This is a genomic window from Leptolyngbya sp. 7M, assembly GCF_018128485.1.
Map to the genome: position 1 here is coordinate 2,753,751 of NZ_CP070897.1, position 20,070 is coordinate 2,773,820.

The 20,070-nt window shown below is 49.9% G+C and carries 23 protein-coding genes, 1 tRNA gene and 1 pseudogene; 4 read left to right on the forward strand and 21 right to left on the reverse strand.

Features of this window, described 5'->3' with window-relative positions:
• Positions 1-83: 83 nt before the first annotated feature.
• The 10 genes from JVX88_RS13380 to rpsR form a co-directional block, all read right to left on the reverse strand.
• A complete protein-coding gene (locus JVX88_RS13380; protein ID WP_211627752.1) occupies positions 84-1,613 on the reverse strand; it encodes a fused MFS/spermidine synthase in 1,530 nt (509 codons plus the stop codon).
• Between the two features lie 72 nt (positions 1,614-1,685).
• Positions 1,686-2,675 (reverse strand): branched-chain amino acid transaminase, encoded by a 990-nt coding sequence (locus tag JVX88_RS13385; RefSeq protein WP_225931405.1) that lies wholly within the window; start codon positions 2,673-2,675, stop codon positions 1,686-1,688.
• Between the two features lie 223 nt (positions 2,676-2,898).
• Complete coding sequence (locus JVX88_RS13390; RefSeq protein ID WP_211627753.1) at positions 2,899-3,189, reverse strand: hypothetical protein; 291 nt, start codon at positions 3,187-3,189, stop codon at positions 2,899-2,901.
• 148 nt (positions 3,190-3,337) lie between these two features.
• On the reverse strand, positions 3,338-3,874 hold the full coding sequence (locus JVX88_RS13395; protein ID WP_211627754.1) for a cofactor assembly of complex C subunit B: 537 nt from the start codon (positions 3,872-3,874) through the stop codon (positions 3,338-3,340).
• A 98-nt stretch (positions 3,875-3,972) separates the two neighbouring features.
• Positions 3,973-4,335: a PadR family transcriptional regulator gene (locus JVX88_RS13400; RefSeq protein WP_036005564.1), complete on the reverse strand. Its 363-nt coding sequence runs from the start codon at positions 4,333-4,335 to the stop codon at positions 3,973-3,975.
• 685 nt (positions 4,336-5,020) lie between these two features.
• On the reverse strand, positions 5,021-5,677 hold the full coding sequence (locus JVX88_RS13405) for a response regulator (protein ID WP_211627755.1): 657 nt from the start codon (positions 5,675-5,677) through the stop codon (positions 5,021-5,023).
• Positions 5,678-5,801: 124 nt separating this feature from the next.
• The gene (locus JVX88_RS13410; protein WP_211627756.1) at positions 5,802-6,542 is read right to left on the reverse strand and encodes a DUF554 domain-containing protein; all 741 of its coding nucleotides are present in this window, start codon (positions 6,540-6,542) and stop codon (positions 5,802-5,804) included.
• Positions 6,543-6,744: 202 nt separating this feature from the next.
• Entirely contained in the window at positions 6,745-6,987 is a 243-nt protein-coding gene (gene psaC / locus JVX88_RS13415) for a photosystem I iron-sulfur center protein PsaC (protein ID WP_211627757.1), read from the reverse strand.
• Between the two features lie 46 nt (positions 6,988-7,033).
• On the reverse strand, positions 7,034-9,076 hold the full coding sequence (locus JVX88_RS13420) for a ribonuclease catalytic domain-containing protein (protein ID WP_211627758.1): 2,043 nt from the start codon (positions 9,074-9,076) through the stop codon (positions 7,034-7,036).
• Positions 9,077-9,215: 139 nt separating this feature from the next.
• Complete coding sequence (gene rpsR, locus JVX88_RS13425; RefSeq protein WP_036006058.1) at positions 9,216-9,431, reverse strand: 30S ribosomal protein S18; 216 nt, start codon at positions 9,429-9,431, stop codon at positions 9,216-9,218.
• Between the two features lie 95 nt (positions 9,432-9,526).
• On the opposite strand from rpsR, the gene JVX88_RS40625 reads away from it, so the two are divergent.
• Entirely contained in the window at positions 9,527-9,652 is a 126-nt protein-coding gene (locus JVX88_RS40625; RefSeq protein WP_263975706.1) for a hypothetical protein, read from the forward strand.
• Here the strand turns inward: JVX88_RS40625 and rpmG are convergent.
• Positions 9,590-9,778 (reverse strand): 50S ribosomal protein L33, encoded by a 189-nt coding sequence (rpmG, locus tag JVX88_RS13430; protein ID WP_072009781.1) that lies wholly within the window; start codon positions 9,776-9,778, stop codon positions 9,590-9,592. The genes JVX88_RS40625 and rpmG overlap by 63 nt on opposite strands.
• A 251-nt stretch (positions 9,779-10,029) precedes the next feature.
• Here rpmG and JVX88_RS13435 point away from each other — a divergent pair.
• Positions 10,030-10,102 (forward strand) — tRNA-Val (locus JVX88_RS13435).
• A 301-nt stretch (positions 10,103-10,403) separates the two neighbouring features.
• Here the strand turns inward: JVX88_RS13435 and JVX88_RS13440 are convergent.
• Positions 10,404-10,673 (reverse strand): hypothetical protein, encoded by a 270-nt coding sequence (locus tag JVX88_RS13440; RefSeq protein WP_211627759.1) that lies wholly within the window; start codon positions 10,671-10,673, stop codon positions 10,404-10,406.
• Between the two features lie 21 nt (positions 10,674-10,694).
• On the opposite strand from JVX88_RS13440, the gene JVX88_RS13445 reads away from it, so the two are divergent.
• The gene (locus tag JVX88_RS13445) at positions 10,695-11,225 is read left to right on the forward strand and encodes a prolyl oligopeptidase family serine peptidase (protein ID WP_317134631.1); all 531 of its coding nucleotides are present in this window, start codon (positions 10,695-10,697) and stop codon (positions 11,223-11,225) included.
• Between the two features lie 66 nt (positions 11,226-11,291).
• On the opposite strand, the gene JVX88_RS13450 is transcribed toward JVX88_RS13445, so the two are convergent.
• The 6 genes from JVX88_RS13450 to JVX88_RS13475 all read right to left on the reverse strand — a co-directional run bounded on the left by JVX88_RS13450 (position 11,292) and on the right by JVX88_RS13475 (position 15,555).
• Positions 11,292-12,815 carry a DUF3108 domain-containing protein gene (locus JVX88_RS13450; RefSeq protein ID WP_211627760.1) on the reverse strand — a complete coding sequence of 508 codons (1,524 nt, stop codon included), beginning with the start codon at positions 12,813-12,815 and terminating at the stop codon, positions 11,292-11,294.
• Complete coding sequence (pyrF, locus tag JVX88_RS13455; RefSeq protein ID WP_211627761.1) at positions 12,815-13,561, reverse strand: orotidine-5'-phosphate decarboxylase; 747 nt, start codon at positions 13,559-13,561, stop codon at positions 12,815-12,817. Before pyrF ends, JVX88_RS13450 begins: the two co-directional genes overlap by 1 nt.
• Before the next feature lie 31 nt (positions 13,562-13,592).
• Positions 13,593-13,880: a hypothetical protein gene (locus JVX88_RS13460; RefSeq protein WP_211627762.1), complete on the reverse strand. Its 288-nt coding sequence runs from the start codon at positions 13,878-13,880 to the stop codon at positions 13,593-13,595.
• Between the two features lie 15 nt (positions 13,881-13,895).
• Positions 13,896-14,360: a hypothetical protein gene (locus tag JVX88_RS13465; protein ID WP_211627763.1), complete on the reverse strand. Its 465-nt coding sequence runs from the start codon at positions 14,358-14,360 to the stop codon at positions 13,896-13,898.
• Between the two features lie 47 nt (positions 14,361-14,407).
• Positions 14,408-14,818 (reverse strand): adenosine-specific kinase, encoded by a 411-nt coding sequence (locus tag JVX88_RS13470; protein WP_211627764.1) that lies wholly within the window; start codon positions 14,816-14,818, stop codon positions 14,408-14,410.
• Positions 14,819-15,189: 371 nt separating this feature from the next.
• Positions 15,190-15,555 (reverse strand): hypothetical protein, encoded by a 366-nt coding sequence (locus JVX88_RS13475; protein ID WP_211627765.1) that lies wholly within the window; start codon positions 15,553-15,555, stop codon positions 15,190-15,192.
• A gap of 768 nt (positions 15,556-16,323) precedes the next feature.
• On the opposite strand from JVX88_RS13475, the pseudogene JVX88_RS13480 reads away from it, so the two are divergent.
• Positions 16,324-17,958 (forward strand): annotated as a pseudogene (locus tag JVX88_RS13480) (DUF4347 domain-containing protein); the annotation flags it as partial.
• A 149-nt stretch (positions 17,959-18,107) separates the two neighbouring features.
• On the opposite strand, the gene JVX88_RS38340 reads toward JVX88_RS13480, so the two are convergent.
• Genes JVX88_RS38340 through JVX88_RS13495 form a run of 3 tightly spaced genes read right to left on the reverse strand, consistent with a single transcriptional unit; the run spans position 18,108 to position 19,983 of the window.
• Entirely contained in the window at positions 18,108-18,692 is a 585-nt protein-coding gene (locus JVX88_RS38340; RefSeq protein WP_225931406.1) for an LpxD N-terminal domain-containing protein, read from the reverse strand.
• Positions 18,693-18,740: 48 nt separating this feature from the next.
• Positions 18,741-19,019, reverse strand: coding sequence for a hypothetical protein (locus JVX88_RS13490; RefSeq protein ID WP_211627767.1), 279 nt, complete (start codon positions 19,017-19,019; stop codon positions 18,741-18,743).
• A gap of 58 nt (positions 19,020-19,077) precedes the next feature.
• Entirely contained in the window at positions 19,078-19,983 is a 906-nt protein-coding gene (locus JVX88_RS13495; protein WP_211627768.1) for a DMT family transporter, read from the reverse strand.
• Positions 19,984-20,070 lie beyond the last annotated feature (87 nt).

A 20,070-nucleotide genomic window follows, 5' to 3' on the forward strand; every position in this document is an offset into this window, starting at 1 on the left:
TGAGCTAATGATCTGATGTAAAACGTAAACAAAAAGTATGACCAATTCGAAAGCGATGAGCAAGGCGTGAAATTCCAGCGAGTCTATCGTAAAGAATTAGCAATTGAGGCAAAGCGTTCAACAGGAGCGAGTTCATCGGTTAGGATCTGAACGTCAAATACTTCGCCCGGATCGGTTTTAGTTGAAAGGAGCCCCTCAAATTCAATATTGCTGTTAGTTGGGAAACTTTTATCATTCCGACAGGATTGTTTGCAGGCGACGATGATCAGATTTTGCTGTACATTGTCAGCGGCTTCGGGCCGGACCTTGTAAACCTGGACCTCTGCAAAGACTTGGCGGTATGTTGCAAGTTGCGATCTGAAGAAAAGGGCAGAGGGCCCGCTTAACGCAGAACCAAGGTTGAAAATGACCACGCCATCCTCGGCGATCGCTCGGCGCATTTTTCGTACGGCTTCGATGGTAGTCAATTGAAAAGGTACTGAGAACAATGAGCCAAAAGCATCCATCAAGATAGCATTGTATTCTCCGTCCCGTGCAGAGTTAAGCACCATTCTTCCATCACGATGAATGATAGTCATTCGCGGATCATCTATGAGGCCAAAATATTGTCTTGCTGCCACGGTCATTCCGGGATCGATCTCCGCAACATCGATATGCGAATCTGGAAAGTTTCGCAAAAATACTTGCGGATAGGAATAACCTGCGCCCCCGATCATCAAGACCCGTTGAAGTCCGGGGACAAAATAACCGACCAGGTCATAGTATTTTGTGTAATCAAGTGCAAGCTCAATACTGTCAATATATCTTGCTGATTGAATGTAGGTCGGATCTGTAGCGAGGGCTATCAGCTTACGCCCTGTAGATGTCTCCGTTGCTTCGAAAACACGGACCCGACTGTATTGAGTATCAATGTCGGCAATGAGATTCGTGCTCCTTAAGAGATAGGTATATCCCTCACTCGTCAATAGACCGGTGGCGAAAATGGCCACTACACTCAACCAACGCCGAACTATAGACACGCCCCCAAGGTATCCGCCCATTAATAACAATGTCGCCGCCAACAAATAAAGCGTTCGGACCGAGCCGACAAAAGGTATGAAGAAAAATCCTGCGGAGAATGTACCTACGATGCTGCCGATCGTGGAGAGCGCATACAGTCGTCCAACTGCCGATCCAGTCTCTGCCAGATCCGCGATCCTAAGCTTTGTCGCGTATGGGATTACAAACCCGAGCGCAACACTTGCCGGAGCGAAAAGGACTAGAGCTGCCACGATCGAACGGACTTCGTCGTTAACAGGCGTGGTGGCAATAGCAGATAATGCGATGTCCTTTATCAAGATCGTTACAGATATCAAACCGCCGGATACAAAGATCGCTGACGCCAATACGCCGACATTCGGTCGTCTGTCGGCAATTCGGCCGCCAAGCCAATAGCCAAGACTTAATGCCCCCAAGATGACCCCGATCAATCCAGTCCAGATATAAGTCGATGTTCCTATGTATGGAGCAAGTATCCGCGATCCGACGATCTCATAGGTCATTACGACCGCCCCACAAACAAACACGGCCAGCTCTATTGGCCAGCCGATCGGTTTTTCATTCGTGTTTTTCATTCCAGCACATAGAAATGCCCTGTTGGGTGGACGAACTCCAACAGGGCTATTGAGTTCAGTTAGCTGCGTCTATCACGCGACTGCCGTTTTTTTTTCACCGGTATCATGAACGAATGTAAGCCAATCGGCATTATTCGGCGCCGGACGCCGCGCATCAATTATCGCAAAGAATTCGTCCTGAATAGCCTTTGTTAGCTCGCCGCGTTTTCCGCTGCCGATCGATATACGATCTACCGAACGTATAGGTGAGATCTCGGCAGCAGTTCCTGTAAAGAAAAGCTCATCTGCGAGATAAAGTGCTGAACGCTGGATGGTTGTTTCAATCACCTCAATGCCCATTTCGCGCGCGATCTGGACCACAGAATCACGGGTAATCCCTGGCAGTATCGAAGCACCGAGCGGAGGAGTATAGAGTTTTCCGCCATTTACTATGAAAATATTCTCACCGGAACCTTCGGAAACGTAACCGCGGTCATCAAGAGCAATACCTTCCGCAAAACCGCCTAGCTTTGCTTCCATCTTGATAAGCTGGGAATTCATATAATTCGCACCTGCCTTCGCCATTGCGGGCATTGAATTTGAAGTGATGCGGTTCCAGCTCGAGACACAAACGTCGATACCGTTTTCCAAAGCCTCTTCACCAAGATATTTACCCCATTGCCACATCGCTATGTAGGTATGGATCGGATTTAGCATCCCGAAAACCCCAAAAGACGGGTTTTCTTCATCCAGTCCGCGAAAAATCACGGGGCGAATGTAGCAGGAATCCAGGCCGCTTTCACGTATCAAATTCACTGTGGCCTCGCATACTTCTTCGACCGAGAACTTCGGCTCCATACGATAGATCTTTGCGGAATTCATTAATCGTCGAATATGTTCCTTCAATCGAAAAACAGCAGAACCTCTGGACGTGTTGTAACAACGGATGCCCTCAAAAACGCTCGAACCGTAATTTACAACGTGCGACATTACGTGGATGCGAGCATCATTCCAATCAATAAGCTCACCATTCTTCCAAACTTTTGGGGCTATTTTCATTGTTGCTACGTCTTTTTCTGCCATAGTATTTATCTCCTTTTCGTATGAATACTTATCTACTGAAATAGTTAAAAAGCTAAGAAATTTGGGTTGCTAATAGTAGCTGGTCGACATAGTCGGGTGCGGCCGTGACAAGTTTTAGGTTAATACATTGCCATTAAGAGCGCAAACATTAACAGGAGTTATGAATTCATAACTCCTGTTAATAAAAACCGAGAACCGCTTCCGTGTTTAACTATTCTCAATGTCAAAGAATAAAGATCCGCGATGTAGTATCGTCGAGCCGCGACGAGAAAATGTTACCTCCAACGTTAACCTCCACGACAAGCGGGACGTCACCGGCTCCGTCAGAGAGCGGCGGAAGAAGGAAATCTATGGTATAGACGCCCGGTTCTTCGGCCGTTGCACCCGTAAGAACTCGATTTCCGAAGATAATAAAGCTACCTATCCTGACATTGATATTGGAGGAAGGAATGTCTTGAATACCTGTCAGTTTTATTCTTAATACTGTATCCGTGCGTCGTCCGCCGCGGATCAAGCTGCTTTACTCAATGCCTTGTCTAGCTATCGGCAGCAGCTCGACCAAATTATTCAAGAGATTGAACAAAGCAACTGGGCGGCTTTGGAGCAGCGCCTCAGCTTTACACAAGCAGAAAGGACGAAATATGAATTCTAACCACTCTTCTCTAATCAGCTTCCATCAACTTCAACCCCAGTGATTGCCGCAGTTCGGCCACTTCGTCCCGGTGGGCTGTGACTGTTAAAAGACTCTGGGGAGACGGTTGTTCGCTGAGAAATTCAACCTGTAGCGCCACCTTTTCCGGACGGCCCGCTCTGCGCCAATAAAACACGCCCGCCGCTGGAGCCAGCAGGAGCAGCAGGGGTAGGAACCGGCTCGCCGAGGGAAACAACAGCGACAGCACGAGGGCCAGACAAAGGATGCCAACCGCTGCCAACAGGCTTAAGAATATGGCTAGGAATAGACTGGGACGCACCGTTCCCTCATAGACGACCTGATTAGTTGTAGCATCCACCGAAATTAGCCGGTACGCCCGCCCGGAAAAGTATTGCTGCAGTCGCTCCAGTAACGGTTCTCCCTGCTGTTCAGCCAACAGTTTGGCCACCTCAGTCCGGTCCTTGGCCGAGGCACGAATAAAGAAAAACAAACCTACTGACAGAAGCACTGTCAACAGAGCAGTAGAAATCAAAACAGACGTTTGCATCGGGCAAGGCAGGGCTAGAGGTCTTCTACTTCCATCCTAGCGACAACTGACCTCATCGCTCGAAACTTGCTCTCTGAGATTGCTCTCTGAGATTGCTTTCAGGGATGGGTTGCTGGCACTGGGCGACCCACATATCCCTGCCACAACTGCGCCAATTCTTCAGCTTGCTGATGCCAATCTGGGCAGATTTGATACATTCGACGTGGCCGCCCCCGGCCCTCGACTTTCTTCCAGTAGCCCGTGATCGCGTTTGCGTCTTCCAAAAATTTGAGAGCACTGTAGAGAACCGTATCCGATAAGCGGTAGTTGGGGTACTCTTGCTCTAATAAGTTGATCAACTCTGTACCGTAGGAATCTTTACGCAACAGCACGGCAAGGACATAGCAAACTGCCAATTCCTTATTTAGGTAAAACGGGGGCGGATTGCGAAAAAACTGATAAATATCGTCAAAAGTAGTCATAATCGCTCATCTAACCCAGTATATAGATCAACACTGGCAGTTTTCCTGATATCACTTCTCTTCTATAGACCCGACAACTAGGGTCACTCACCTCTAATACCGTAATCTACGTTGCTCCGAGCCTTGAAAGGGCATGAGATTGCTATGATCTCATCCGCTATGTAGGCGAGTACTCAAACGAGTCGGGCTGCAAAGGGCTTTTGCCCCTGATGCGCGTCTAGGAACTAGAGCGATGCACCAGCATGGATCGAGGCAAGGCAACTTGCAAAAGGACTGGATCTGGTCAGTAGGCCACCTCGATCAATAACCTTAGCCTAGTGGAATTGTCTGCTCTAGCCTAAGCAGGGAAACAGCTCAGCAGCGATGAAGCCGACAACGCGAATTCATTGAAACAAGCTGAGCGACACCTGAATCTAGAGCAGATTGCTTGCTGCCAGATAATAATAAATTGTAGTCAGTTGGCAGGGAGTTTGTCTGTTTAGTTGAGCAACTAAATCTGCCGAAATATTGTTAAAACTAGCATTATTGGCCTCTACAGACCGGCCACTTTCTCTCTAAGGAGAAAAGACAACCTCTACCAATAGCGTTGACGCTAGCAAAAGCTGCAAGAAATTGCTATTTGCAGAGATGAGCGCCGTTTCATAAAACTTAATGGTTGACAGGTCGGAGAATTAGCTAAAGCGCGTTACACCAAGCCGGCTCGCAGTGCTACTACCGCTGCCTGCACCCGATCATCCACGGCCAGTTTGTTCATGATGCCGCGCACATGGGTTTTGACTGTGTTGGGACTGAGGTAGAGTGCCGCCGCAATCTCGGGATTGCTTAACCCTTCCACCATCAGTTTCAAGACCTCTAATTCTCGCTGCGAAAGTTGACCAACCACGTTTGCCTCAGCAGTGGCTGTAGGTTTAAGGTGGTCCATCACCTTTCGAGCTACCTGTGGATCCAGATAGCTGGCTCCTTCGTAGGCTGCATGAATAGCCGTCAGTAGGCGATCCACGCTGGTTCCTTTTACGCAGTAAGCATCGGCACCGCTGGAGAGGGCAGCAATCACTTCATTCTCGGTCGTGTGGGACGTCAGCACGACGACTCGCACATCGGGCTGCTTGGCCTTAATTTGCTGAGTGGCTTCAATTCCATCCTGACGGGGTAGGCCAATGTCCATCACAATTACGTCGGGCTGCAGCGTTTGGGCCGCCTCTACGGCAGTGTAACCATCATCTGCTTGTCCAATCACGGTGATATCTGTCGCGCTCGACAGGGACTGCTCTAAGCCGAGCTGCATCATCGGGTCATCTTCAACAATCAACACCCGGATCGGGGCAGCAGAAGACATAGACATCGAGCTGGCTCCTTCTAGCGCTGGTTTGCTTCGCTATGAAATTGTACCTGTTCCTATGGGATTAAATCGTCTGTGATCTGGCTCAAATCTTGGGTTAACGCGGTTTGCAGAAAGTCTTAAGGATTTATCCGACGCGGCTCGTCAGCCAAGCAAGGAGTGGAGCAAGGAGCAGGGCGGGTAGAAAGGAGGCGACTCGCACTCGTGCTACTTCCAGCAGGTTCAGGCCCAATCCTAGAATCATTAACCCACCCACGCCAGTGATCAATAGAACAGCCGGTGAAGATGCCGGATCCGCCAGATTTTGGGCTAGCAGTCCTGCCGCCAAGGAAACTCCGCCCTGATACAGCAGCACTACTAAAATCGAGAAGCCGACCCCAATCCCGAAACTACTCGTGAGTGCAATCGCCGCCAATCCATCCATCACGGCTTTTAGCAACAGCAGCGTGTTATCGCCAGTTAAGCCATTATTGAGGCTGCCAATCAAAGTCATTGGCCCGACGCAAAACAGCAGGCTGGCGGCCATAAAGCCTTCGGTAAAACTGCCCTTGCCCTTAAATCGACGTTTCAGCCAATTACCTAGCGCTTCTAATCGCTCTTCCAAGCGCCACCATTCGCCCAACAGCCCACCCAAAACAATTGCCAGCAGCGCCAGAATGACCCCATCAATGCGGCTTTCAACCGTGTTGACGCTACCGGCCATACTCAGTCCCACGAATAGCGTGATCAGCCCCAAGCCTTGGGTAATAATCTGCTGCATCTTCAGGGGCAGGCGTCCCCGCAGTACTAATCCCAGCCCGGTTCCCAGCAAAACGGTAGCAACGTTGATCCAGGTTCCACTGGTTTTTGTCCAAAAATCAAGACTCATGAGGGTTTGAAGCTTAACACTACTGCTGTAGCAGCACCATAGTACAACTCATGTAGCCTACCTCGATAGGACCGTTTGCAACAGAACCAATTGCCACCAGTCTTGATAGAACCGCAATTGGCCATGAAAAAAGGGGGTCTTTCCCCCAAAGAGACTAGACTTAGATGTATCTAGAAACGCAGGCAGAAGCAAATGCAAGCATTTAGTAAGCCAGACCCATGCTGCGGGTTGTTTCTGCGCCTAAATACACCCGGATGCTGAGAAAATCTGTAGGACAAGCCGTTTCACACCGCTTGCAGCCCACACAGTCTTCCGTGCGGGGAGAGGAGGCGATCTGACCGGCCTTACAGCCATCCCAGGGAACCATCTCTAAAACGTCTGTAGGACAAGCCCGGGTGAACAAGGGGGTGTGGGGGTTCCACCCCCACACCCCGTTCAAACTCAAGAAAGGATGGCTGTAAAGAAGATCTACGGTTCTAAAAATCTATGGTTCAGTTAAGGGCAGCTTGCTCTAGCGAGCGAGTCAACTCTGTGAACTGAATAATGTCCTGGCGCGGATCCACATAGGTCACTTTGATCGCAATCCGCTCACCCAACTCGACTGGGCGGCTAAACCGCATCGCCATTTCTAAGCCCAAGTCTTCTATCAACACCAAGCCCAGATTCTCGTGTTCTCTCAGCCAGCGCAACATCAAAGCATGCCAAACTTCGGTAGAGTGGCGGCGTAAATACTCTAGACTCCAATAGCGGTTGGTTTGCCGCTCTACAAGTGTCGCTTCGTAAGTGGGGTTGCTGACGGCCTGAATCAGCTCCTGGGTCGCTTCTACCGAGAAAGGCAGTGGCTCGCCGCGCAGATGGGCCTTTAGCTGGAAATGGGCTAACAGATCGGCATAGCGCCGGATTGGCGACGTCACCTGAGTATAGGTATCTAGACCCAAACTCGCGTGGCGGCTTGGCGTAATGCTGACTTCACTGCGGGGCATGCAGCGACGGATGGCACAGTCCCGCACGGGTCCGGGCTGCAGCTTCAACAGCTCTTCTTCAGAAGGCAGTTCGGGCTGAGACTGGCCCCGGAAGGGCAACGGCAACTGATGGGCTTCGCCGTAGCGTCCGGCTACTTCTCCGGCTAAAATCATCATTTCAGCGACCATTGTGCGTGCCATCGAGTCGTCTAAAACCGAGATGATGATTTCGTCTTCCTCAACTTTGATCGAGGATTCTGGCATGTGGATACTGATTGCGCCTTGAGATTGACGCCACCTTGAGCGTCGCTGTGCCGATTGGGCAATTGCCTCTAACTCTGGCTCTGCGGCAATGCCCAACTCCAGCATTTCATCGACATCGTTGTAGGTGAGGCGATAGGTAGGCTTGACCAAGCTGGCCCGAATTTGATAGTCCGCTACGGCTCCGTCCGAATCCAGAATTACACCAAAGCTGAGGGCTGTACACACATTGCCCTGATTCAAACTCATTGGCCCGGTTGCCAGTTCGGACGGAAACATCGGCACCATGCCGGTTGGCAAATATAGGGTTGTGCAGCGCCGCCGGGCTTCCAGATCCAGCTCATCGCCGGGACACAACCAACGAGTTGGGTCGGCAATGTGAATCCAGAGCCGCTGCTGCCCGTCTGGCAGGAATTCAATACTCAGGCCATCGTCAATTTCGCGAGTGCTTTCGTCATCAACGGTATAGACCTTGAGATGGGTCAGGTCTAGACGCTCGCAGTCGGGATCGGGCGGCGGAGAAATCAGGCGGCGTTGAGCCATGTCTACAACCCTACTAGAAAACTGAGTGGGAATCTGACTGCGCCGCAAGAACACGTTTTCATGAGGATTCCAGAGTTGGAGATCCACCAAAAGCTGAAAAGCGGCTTGAGCGGTCTCCGGTCGGCCTAGGGCAATGAGAGTTTCTAGGGCAGGTCCTCGATGATTGGCCTCATCCCCAAAAACGGCAAATTTCTCCAGCGCTTCCAGACGAGGGCGATCGCTACACTGCCATTCTACCTGTTCTCCTTGAATTGCTTGTTGCACCCGCGTCAGAAAGCCCTGCCATTCCAACAATCTCTGGGCTTCTAAATCGGACTGGTGCTTGAGTTCTGCTACCTGTGCAGCTGGGCGCGGCTCATACCGGTCCCCTTTCTGCTTAAAATACAGCCTATCCTCCGACAGCAAATAATAGGCGGCATAGCAAAGCGCAGGCCGTTGATCCGAGAACAACAATAATGCCATTGCTGCTGGGTCAACCGATTCGCCCTCTTCAATCAGGATTTCCCAAGCCACTTCCAAACTTGCTGGATCGAGGTAGGGCTGAATTTCTTGCCAGAACTGAGCAATCTCTGTTGGCTTGTAAGTCTGGCCCGTGACCATGTAGGTGATCTGTCGAGGATGCAGCGTATGAGCCTGACCTCGCTCATCCAGAACAACCCAGTGCTTCTTACCTTCTGGTCGATCAACGACTGCTAGGCGACGCTGACGCGACTTGTCCGCTGCACTGTCGCCTTGTAATCGAAATTCAACTAAAGTTCCCTTCTCCATGGAAGTGTGCCAGTTGGGCTAGGGGTAATAGTGAGCGCCAATCATTCAGCGCTAATCTCAGTATCTCGCTGACTCAGTAGCTTTGGGAGCTATGCAGGAGTTATAGATGCAGTTTGCCCTATCCCACTACCCTACAGCACTAGCCTTCGCGATTGATGAAGGGCAATAGGGCCAGAATTCGGGCACGCTTGATGGCCTGGGTCAGATCTCGCTGCTGCTTGGCCGTTAGACCAGTAATCCGGCGAGGCAAAATCTTACCACGTTCGGTAATGAATTTACGCAGTAAATCAACGTCTTTGTAGTCAATCGGTTCACCAGGCTTAATTGGAGATACGCGGCGACGAAAGTAAGTCATGAATCTCGATCCTAGAATCCTACATTAGCAAGTTTTACGAAGTAGTCAGTGGTCGCAGTTTAACAACCACCAGGCGCAACTTAAGCTCATCCCTAATGGAAGTTCTTCAAGTTCGCTTGATTGTTGCCGTAGGCCAGATTGCCGTAGGCTACCTGGGGCTATTTAATCTCTTTGTGGACAGTGTGCTTATTGCAATGCGGGCAGAACTTCTTCAGCTCTAACCGATTGGTCGTTGTCCGACGGTTCTTAGTAGTGGTGTAGCGCGATACACCAGGAGAACGCTTGTCCGGGTTGGTGCGGCACTCAGTGCACTCTAGCGTGATAATGATCCGGTTGCCCTTAGCCATAGCTCAAAAATTTCAGTTGGCGACAATTAAACACAATCTCCTATTATTTCACACGCTTCTCGAGATCTGCAAGGTTTGGGACGACCTTCGATAGAGATGGGCTAGGGAGATGGTCTGGATAGCTTCTCATCCAACACTAGTTGAACACCGGTTGAATTGCCATCCTGGAGAATTGCTGGGTTTTGCTAACCAGTGGTGGCAAAGTCCGATTTATCTGCTACTATTGTTAATCGTGCATGATGCACGTCTTCGGGCGGTTAGCTCAGTTGGTAGAGCGCCTGCCTTACAAGCAGGATGTCACTGGTTCGAGTCCAGTACTGCCCATTGGTGCCAGGGAACAGATTACAGGGAACAGATTACCCGGATGGCCTTATTTGCTGGGATGGGTAATCCAATTCCTGAGTATTCATGCAGTCTACACAGCATCAGGCTAACGTCGAGGACATGCAGAATAGCCTACCGCCTGTGGGCATGAGTGCTGTCGCTCTAATGGCTGCCTCAGAAATCTAATGCTTCTTGAATGACACTTCTTATGTCTTTATCAGATCTTATGTCTTTATCAGAAGGACGACCTTCAAACTGCTCATGGCTGTAAATCCACAGAGGTCTAATTCTCCTGGTTTCTTCATTCACATAAGTACATCAGCCTGATTTGTCCAGAAGCCCCTTGAGCAATCCTGAAAGCAATTTTATGGAATGTCCAACCTTCAGGTAGTCTTACCTTGCCCGGTAGCGGCTCTTCAAGAGAATTGGAGGGATAGGGATGATCAAGTAATTCTTCTAAAATATTTGCGACTGCATCCATAAGTGCAGATCTGTGGACCTTGCTGAGCTTTTTGAAAGACCGCTTAAAGTTGTCAGTTTCTTCAAGTGAAAAGCGATTCGAGCCAACCACGTACCTCTCCTCGAGCAAAACGTGTTCGATGATTTTATCGCGGCTGCCGAGTTCTTGATCGCGAATAAATATACCAGCACGCCAAAACTCGCCATTCAAGGCGGTTCAAACGGCGGGTTGCTTGTAGGCGCAGTGCTCAATCAACGGCCAGACCTATTCGGTGCTGCCCTACCCGCCGTCGGTGTTATGGATATGGTTAGATTCACTGAATTCACTGTAGGCGCTTTTTGGAAATCCGACTACGGCGACCCAAAGAAACCCGAAGAATTCAAGGCACTTTATGCATACTCACCGCTGCACAACATAAAGCAGGGAGTAAAATATCCGGCAACGTTGGTAACAACTGCCGACACGGACGATCGTGTTTTTCCGGCACATAGCTTCAAATATGCCGCGGCGTTGCAAGAAGCTCAGGGTGGCGATAAGCCGATCTTGATCCGGATCGAAACAAAGGCGGGCCACGGTGCAGGCAAGCCCATCTCGAAACAAATCGAGGAACAAACCGACATCTTCGGATTCCTTGTCAAGGAACTTGGGATGAAGCTTAAGTGATCTGTTTGACATTATTGAAAATGCTGTAAGGCCCGGGCTCGCTGCTCGGGCCTTCTTTTGCGGAAACTAACGAGGGATAACTACAGATGTGCGCTCAAATTCGAGAATATACTGTCCGAGTTGGAGCCGAAGCGGCAATCGGCGAGCGTCCCGGCTGATCCATAATTTCGGCTGAAGCTGATCTAGCGTCGGGTCGCCTGTAGTGATATTCGCCTGATAGGCTGGGACTTTTGTCCCGTCACCCAATGCGATCTCCACCTCGGACGGCCGTAATACAAAGATAAGCGGGCGTCCGCTCCAAAAGACTGCAACACGCGTATCATTAACCGGGTCCGTCGGGTCGGTACTTGGCGAAAGCTTGAACGACCTTGCAGCGTAAAGCAGGGAAAGGATGCTGTGGGTCCCGACCGGGACTTCTACCTGTGTGCCGCCGGCTGTTACCTTGCTGGCTCCCGTGTCAAAGACCGCAGATTGGCTAAAGCTTGAAAGAGCTCCCGTAAAGACTGATTCAAACGTAAGCGGGAAAAGCGTTACCGGATCGACTCGTGCCGAAATTCGATCATTGACCGCTACAGGAGCACCGGGCATCGCCATCGTAACATTCGCTGTAAGCAAAAGTGTGTCGGAGTTGTTGAAACGGCGGCGTTCGCGGGCATGGACCTCGATCCGACCTACCACCTGCGGTCCGCTCATCAAACGATATTCTAGTTTTTCACCGAGTACGAACGGAAGATCTTGTGATAAAGGTTGGTCGTTCACATATCTATCCGGAGTCGGTGTCGGGACGGGGGTTGGCGTCGGAACAGGAGTTTGCACTGGAGTTGGCGTTGGAAGCGGGTCAGGGGAAGGAGCAAGCACCTGAATGCTCGACGCAGCCGCCCTAAATTCGTCGCTGACGGTTCTCACACTTATCTTTACCGGGACCCGACTGCCGGTCTCGTCGAAATTTATCCTGACAGATCGAATTCCAAACTCCTGAAAATACTGGCTCTGCACCTCTACGATCGATGTTACGAACTCACCCGCCCGTGTAGATACGGTCTCGGTGCCAGTCTGCTGAAAACTCACGGAAAAACTTCGCGTACCGTCAACAAGCGTCGTCGCCCCGCTATTTCCCGTACTACGAATGTGATAGATGAGGGAAAGAACGTCGAAACCAGAAGCAGGGTCTGAAAGGTAATTCCCTACGGTATCAATGGGAAGTCCTGATGACAGTGTAGAACGCTTGATGTACAACGGCTGACCGCTTTCGGCAGCAACGAACGAAACAAATGCTTCATCGATCAGGTTCTGAGCGCTATAAAGTCCCGTGGTCCTGAAGCGTCCGTTAAGTTCAACGGCATCACGGCCGTTCAAGCGGCCACGCGAAACTACGTTTATCTCAGCAAACCCCGCATTCTCATAACGCTCAGTTGAAATGTTGTACGTTACACGCTCGCCGATCCGGAAAGGAGTTGTCGGCAACTCTCTTTGTGCGAAAACTGAGAGAATCCCAAACGAAAGCATTAAAAGCGACCCAGCCGTCCCGATCATTAGCCGGAGGCCGATCACTTTGCTTTGTAAGCTGAGGAAAGTTAGGAATCGCTTCATTAAAGAGGTCTTTTGATGCTGTCTATTATGTGCTCCAATGCCTTCGCCCTATCCGCGGAAGCGGTTATCGGCCGACCTATAACTACGTGATCGGCTCCGGCGGCAAGCGCATCAACCGGAGTAGTTACACGCTTTTGATCGTCAATTGTTCCCGTTCCGGGGCGAATACCCGGAGCAACGATCAAGAACGGATCATCGATCGTCTGCCGTATGATAACCGATTCACGCGCCGATGCAACAACCCCGTCAAGGCCCGCTTCTTTCGCCATTCGGGAGAGCCTGACGACCTGATCTTTGACGGGCGTTTCGATCCCGATCTCTTTAAGGTCATCGGCATCGGAGCTGGTGAGTACCGTTACAGCGATAATATTCGGTCTGGTGAGCTTCTCACGTTCGACCGCTTCGTTCACCTCATCTAATGAACGCCTCATCATTTCGATGCCGCCGCTTGCGTGCAGGTTGAACATCCAAACCCCAAGTCGCGCCGCCTCAACTGATGCCTTTGCGACTGTATTTGGAATATCGTGGAATTTCAGGTCAAGAAAAACGCGGCAGCCTGTCTCTACCAAACGTGAAACAAAAGCTGGCCCGCTGTTAGTAAACAATTGAAGTCCGACCTTAAAGGCCACGCCAAAGCTTCGACAGTCATCGATTATGTCGAATGCTTCTTCACCGCTTTCAACATCGAGTGCAACTATGATCCTCGATGCCGGATCGGGATCGGACGCTTCCTGAGCTGGTCTCATTTCAGATCTTCCGGGAAAAGTAAGTTTACTATCAATCGAGGTCGAGCGGATTGCGAAACGGTTCATCTTTGGAAGAACCGGCCTTTTTCAAAGCTTCCTGAAACTTTTCTTCAAGCAGGCGTTCGCGGTCTTTCATCGACGACATCTCTTGGGCAAAAAGCTGATCGCGCAGTTCAGATTGTTTTTTTAGTTCTGACTGCAGTTCCTCAAATGAGCCGAGTGCCTGCTTCTTCTCTTCAAATGACACAATTGCACCGGTCTGCGCATCAACGGAGATCGATGCTTCACAACATGGACATATGATCGCAAACTTATCCATCTAACTGATCCTGTCTTAAGGCTTTCCTTTCATTGCTTCTTCTTTGGCAGCCTCTTTCTCCGGGTTCACCGCCGGAGCCGGCATCTTTTTCGGTCCAAGACCGGCCGCGTCAAGAAATGTCACTGCCGCATCATAACGAACCGACCGGATCTTATCAGGATCGGCCGGAAGCACTCGCCCATCCCTAAGATATACTTTGACGGTCTGTTTCTTGGGTTCGATTATTTTCTCAACCTTTAGAAGCTGAGGATGGTTTTTGAATGTGCGGATCTCTCGAGCTACATCGGTAAGCTCAGACCTGTATTCTGAGTCTTCAGGAGCCGTCATATTCGTCGGCGAAACTCGCTTACCGTTTCCCATTGTCGGATCCGTGACCGCTCGGGTATCAGAACCGTTCGCGTTGGCCCCATTTGCAGCGTTCGCATTCCAATCCACGTTGGGCACATTTACCATTACGTTCTGTGAAGCATTTGCATTCACATTGGAGCTAATGGCTGCATTCTCATTAACAGACGAGGACGAACATCCTAGAAAAGCAACACAAAGACCACAAGAATGCCCCTGCCTTGAGCCGTCTCGGCAACAATCACTTCAACCGGATTGGCCGTGGCGCAATAGATCGTACATACTTCCGGACATTGCTTGATCGCGTTGAGGAAATTAATCGGATACGCTTCTTTTAGAAGAATAACAAAACTGTGCCCCGCCGCAATCGCTTTCGCATTCTGAATAGCAGCCTCTTGCAGACTCGGCTCGTTGCCCACGACTCGAATCAAACAGGGGCCGGATGCCTCACAAAACGCAATGCCAAATTTGACATAAGCCGACGTGCCGACCATGATCTCGTATAGGTCTTCAATGGTTTTAATAAAGTGGGTTTGACCTAAAATCAGGTTACACTCGGCAGGAAGCGTGAGGGCCACTGACTGGAGTTCCATAGCTTTCCCCTCATGTCGTAGAACTCAATGTAGAACTCAATGTAGAACTCAATGTAGAACTCAGGGCAGAACTCAATCCAAGACAGCGCTTGTGAGTCTATTGTCCTTGATCTGCCTGCTTCATCTCTAATCTCTACACATTTTTTGACGATTGTCCTTGATCTGCCTGCTTCATCTCTAATCTCTACACATTTTTTGACGATTGGTCGCTTGCGCTGTCGCAACCAACGCAGCTTCTAGCCCTTAGCTTAATCGAGAATGGAGCAATCGATCAGACACCTGCTTCTATGCGTGCTATGGTAATCAAAAAGACCCTCCTTAAGATTGAGGGCCTAGACTGAGTTCTATGTATAGACAGGATTATTAGCCGATTAACGAGAGCCTAACGGATCGCGTTCGTATGCCTTTTGAGTTTCCCGTTCAGGATCGTACCCTTCGGTGAGTTCATCTAAGTTAAGCTTCTCGTTCACTGCTTCACCCAAAGATTGCGGTTTGTCGTTCTGCTCATGTATAGATGAAGCTCTGCTCTGCCATTCACGCCGTTGTGCCTTTAGCTCCTCAATGTTCTGGCCTGCAACTGGCTCTGTAATTCCTGGTACTGCAGCGGGGCTTTCAGAACGCTCAGGTATGGCCGAGACAGCAGTAGGAGCCAAACTCAGAAGTATGACTACGCTCAGGCACAGCAGGGTCAACAGTTTAGCAGCCGATTTGAACCAACGAGATAGATTAATTGCCATAATTTTACCTTCAAATGGATTGTAGTGAATGAATCGCATCCTGATTATTCAAAAGATGCCAAGTAAGTTAATTTCTGTATTGCATGTGTGAATTGGAATTGAACCGATTGAACTAGGCTCTTCCGCTGAGGCTCTTTCGCTGACAACGCAAGCAACCCTAGCCCATAGAATTTGATTTCACCAACCCTACAATTTCAGTAGCCTAAACCAAAGCCACCAATCCCACGTCTTCCGCAGGATAGAAAGAGTTGAACAACCTTCCGAGCGATTTGCTGCATTACAGCGTTTTTCACTCATGTGAAGGATAGGGAGGTTTGGGGGCTTCGTCCCCACGTAGAGGCACTGCCCTTGTACTCCGTTTTTCGTACTTCACTAGCCTGAAAAAAGGCTGTAACTCGAAATTCATCGTAAATGAAGCTTCCTGGCTTGAAGCCGACCGATCTCAAGAATGAGATAAAGGCACAAATTGATGTCGTGAAACTACGGAGATTTTACATTTTCAATTTCCATTTAGTTCTGAAATAACACGGTTTCTATAACTGACAGTTGATTTACAACCAATTCTTTTTAACGAAGCTGTTATTTTTTATGCCTGAATTTGGAAACCTAGATCAGTAGGCAATCAGAAGCTTTTCTGGCAAGGAATATCCGTTGGGGTGACTTGTAGCCTTGGCATTTTGCGGCTGTGGTTGCTTGCACTGGCAATTGCGCTGTCTTTGTTTGGGTGTGTCTACGATGATCCCATTTTTCGAATCAGGTGATATAACCATGTCTTCTTTCAAAGCTTCTACCTTAGTTTTTATTGATCCAACGGTTCAGGCTTACCAGCATTTAATCAGCGGCCTGGAACATGATACCGCAGCAATTGTATTAGACCGCAACCAGGATGGCATTGAGCAAATCACGCACGCCATTCGCCAACGAGGGCAGATCGAAAGTATTCATCTTGTTTCGCATGGGGAAGCAGGGGCCGTATATCTAGGTTCAGCCTGTTTGAATGGACAGACGATCCGTCGCTATGCCCAACTTTTGCAAACCTGGAGCAATCACCTGACTGCCGATGCAGAGATTCTGCTCTATGGCTGTAGGGTAGCCGCCCAGTCAGTGGGAAGAACCCTGGTACGGCAATTGAGTCAGCTCACCGGAGCAGCGGTAGCCGCGTCTACCCAACTGACGGGTAGTGCAGCTCTGGGCGGCAACTGGGAGTTTGAAGTCCAAATCGGTCATGTCAAGTCCGGGGCTATCTTCAGCAACGCAGCAAGGGATACCTATGCGTATACGCTGGCACCCGATGCCATTCCTAACCTGCTCTACACGATCAATAACGGCAAAATCTTCTTCACTAGTATCGAAACGGGCGGCACCGTCACGCCTACGAGCTTGACCACAGGAAATGTCATTCCTAACACATTGGCGTTTAATACATTCGCCATTGCCAGAGATCCACTTTCACCCAACCAGTTAATCTACTATGTATCCAGCAGTTCTAACCGCTTAGGAAGCTGGGATCCGATTACGGGGGATGCGGTTGATCTGGGAGCCATTGCAGGCGCAACGCTGCAAGGTACGGCGCGGATGGCGTTTCGGAACAATGGGCAACTTTACGTTTTGAGGGGCAATCAGCTTTACACGATTAGCACCGGCACTAATCTAGGCGCGGGTAATTCCGCTGCGGTAGGAACGGCCAGCTTGGTTGCGACGATCAGCGGTCTGCCGGCTGGCAATAGTGGAGACATGGCCTTTGATCCAGCCAACCCAGATATTCTGTATATTACCGGATCCGAAACATCAGGTCTCTACAAAGTCACCTTCACGGGAGCAACCCCTTCAGCCGCAACGCTCGTTGGCACGATGGTAAGCTCTTCACCGGGCTTAGCGTTTGGACCCGATGGCAATCTCTATGGCAGCAGCAGCAAAAATCTAATTCGGATCAACACCAGCGATGCTAGTACAACTCTAGTCGCCGCCGTAGGCACTGACATTAGTGATTTTGCCACACTGCCGATCCTATCACCCGATGTCGATTTGAGTGTCAGCATCACCGACTCGCGAACCACCGCCACAACGGGAGATGCCATTACCTATACCATTACCGTCACCAACACTAGCGGCTACAATGTCAGGGGCGTCTCGGTCCGCAGCAGCTTTACAAACTCGAATCTCAGCGGTACGCCCAACTGGTCAGCCGCCAATGCGTCAGGTGTTTCGTTCCCGACTACGGCAGATCAAACGGGTAGCGGGAATCTGAATGCAAAGGTGAATTTAGCAGCAGGTACGAGTGTTACCTATACGGTGACAGGCTTAACGGTCTCTGGCTCACCGGGCAACATCATTTTGACTACGGTGACTGTGTCTCCGCCCGAAGGTTTGACCGATATCACCACCAATCCCGGCCCGAATACGGCTACTGACACCACATCGATCCCTGGTGCAGACACAACTCCACCAATTGTAACGGTCAATCCCCGCATCACAGCCGACAATACGCCGGATTTAACCGGAACGGTAGACGATCCCGCTGCTAGGGTGTTTATCACCGTCAACGGCACGACCTATGAAGCGACTAATAAGGGAGACGGCACCTGGTTCCTAGCTGGCTCGAACATTGCTCCTATGACAACACCGGCATGCAGGATCACATTATCTCCGATCGTACACCCATCTTCGATGGACACGTTGGGATGAAAGATACAGCTTTCACCGATAGAGACGTTATCGCCGACCTTAACGCCTGCATGAAGAATGGTGTTGTTCCCGAGACGTGCACTATCGCCGACCACGCAAAAGGGCCCAATAGAAACAAGTTCGCCGAGGTACGCAGTTGGCGAGATAACAGACGAAGGATGTATCTTAGGATCCCGATGTTTTTCGGAATTTAGCCACCCACCAATGATCGCAAAGGCAAGCTTCGGATTCCTTACACGAATGTAAGAGATGTTATCGAACAAAGGAGCATCTATATGTTTCTCAGAGATCACTACGCACGAAGCGTTCGTCGATGGCAAAGGACCATCTTTTTCATAGAAGGCGAGCTGGCCGCTCTGTGCGGAGAAGAAGTCAGCAATGCTTTCAACATCGATGTCGGGGTCTCCAAGCAAGTTGCCCTTTACCAGTTTGGCAATATCACGGACTTTCATCCGTTTCAATTTATATCTTTATTCGGAAAATGTCAGGCAGAAAGCTGATCACGCCGCACGCTCGGCGGTATCAATGGCCGTTTGGAGGAAAATATCCAATCCCTGAAGGTCAATAGACTCTCTCATTTCGAGTCGAAGAAGAGTCGGGGCTGAGTCGCTGTCAAGCAGGTCGAGATCTGCGAGGTCGATCGTGATAGGCCGATCTGAAGATGCACGAATATCGTCAACGATCCTCTCAAGCAAGATCGCATCGTCTAGCAAAAGCTGTCCTTCTATGCGAAGGAATATCCGGCCGTCTTCCTCAGTTTGGATAATATTCGTAGGCATTGAACTTAATGACGCATTAAATACGTTTCGGGTTACAGAAAGTTTCAGCGTGTTATTTTTAAGTGTTCGGAGCAGGGCCAGCTTTTTTAGTCGTCAAATAAACTCCAATGAATACCATTACTGCAGCAAATAGAAAACGGAGATCGATCGATTCTCCGAGGAAATATGCCGCGAGCAGAAATCCTATAACAGGTTGAAGGTAAATAAAAACTGCAACGGTCGATGCATTTACGTTTGCAAGCGCGTATGCATTCAGCAAATACGGCCCGGCGGTCGCCACGACCGCAATATATAGCACTAACAACCAGATAAACGATGAAACAGCCGAGATCTCTACGCTGTAGATGGACACAAGCCCCAGCGGCACACAAATGATCGAGGCAAAAATGAAGACCCACATCATCGAACGAAAGGCGCCATTTCGTGTAATGATCTCCTTCGAAGTTGCGACATAGATGCCGTAAGAGAGAGAGTTTACGATGATAAGAAGGTCACCGATAGTTGTTTCGGATGAGAACGACGCGTTTCTCGGATCGATGAGGACAATGACGCCTGCCGCGGCCAGGACAATGCCAAGGGTCTTGATAAGCCGAAGCCGTTCGGTACCAATCACAGCACCGATCGCTATAGTGAAAATAGGTATTGTGACGGCGAGCAGTGAGGTGTTCGATGCTTTTGTCAGCGAGAGCCCGCCGATGAAGAGAAGCTGATTGAACGTAACGCCAAAGAGGCTTAAGATCGCTAAACGAGCATAATCGTCTTTTTCCTTCAGCCATAAACGACCTCGAAAATACTGGATAATGAAAAGGACCAATGCGGTTATTCCAACCCGAAATCCGACCAGCGCTACCGCCGGAAGCACTGCGAGTACGACCTTGCCGATAACCGGCAGCGAACCGAACAATACCTGAACGCCGATAAGCGCGGCAAACGGGCCAAGGTTAGAAACTTTTTCCTTTTCCAATTGGGAAAATTGCCTTATCCTGTCTCTGCTGTAAGCTATCGGAAAAATACCGACTTAGCAAACATAACTCGCCTTGGAAGCCTAAGT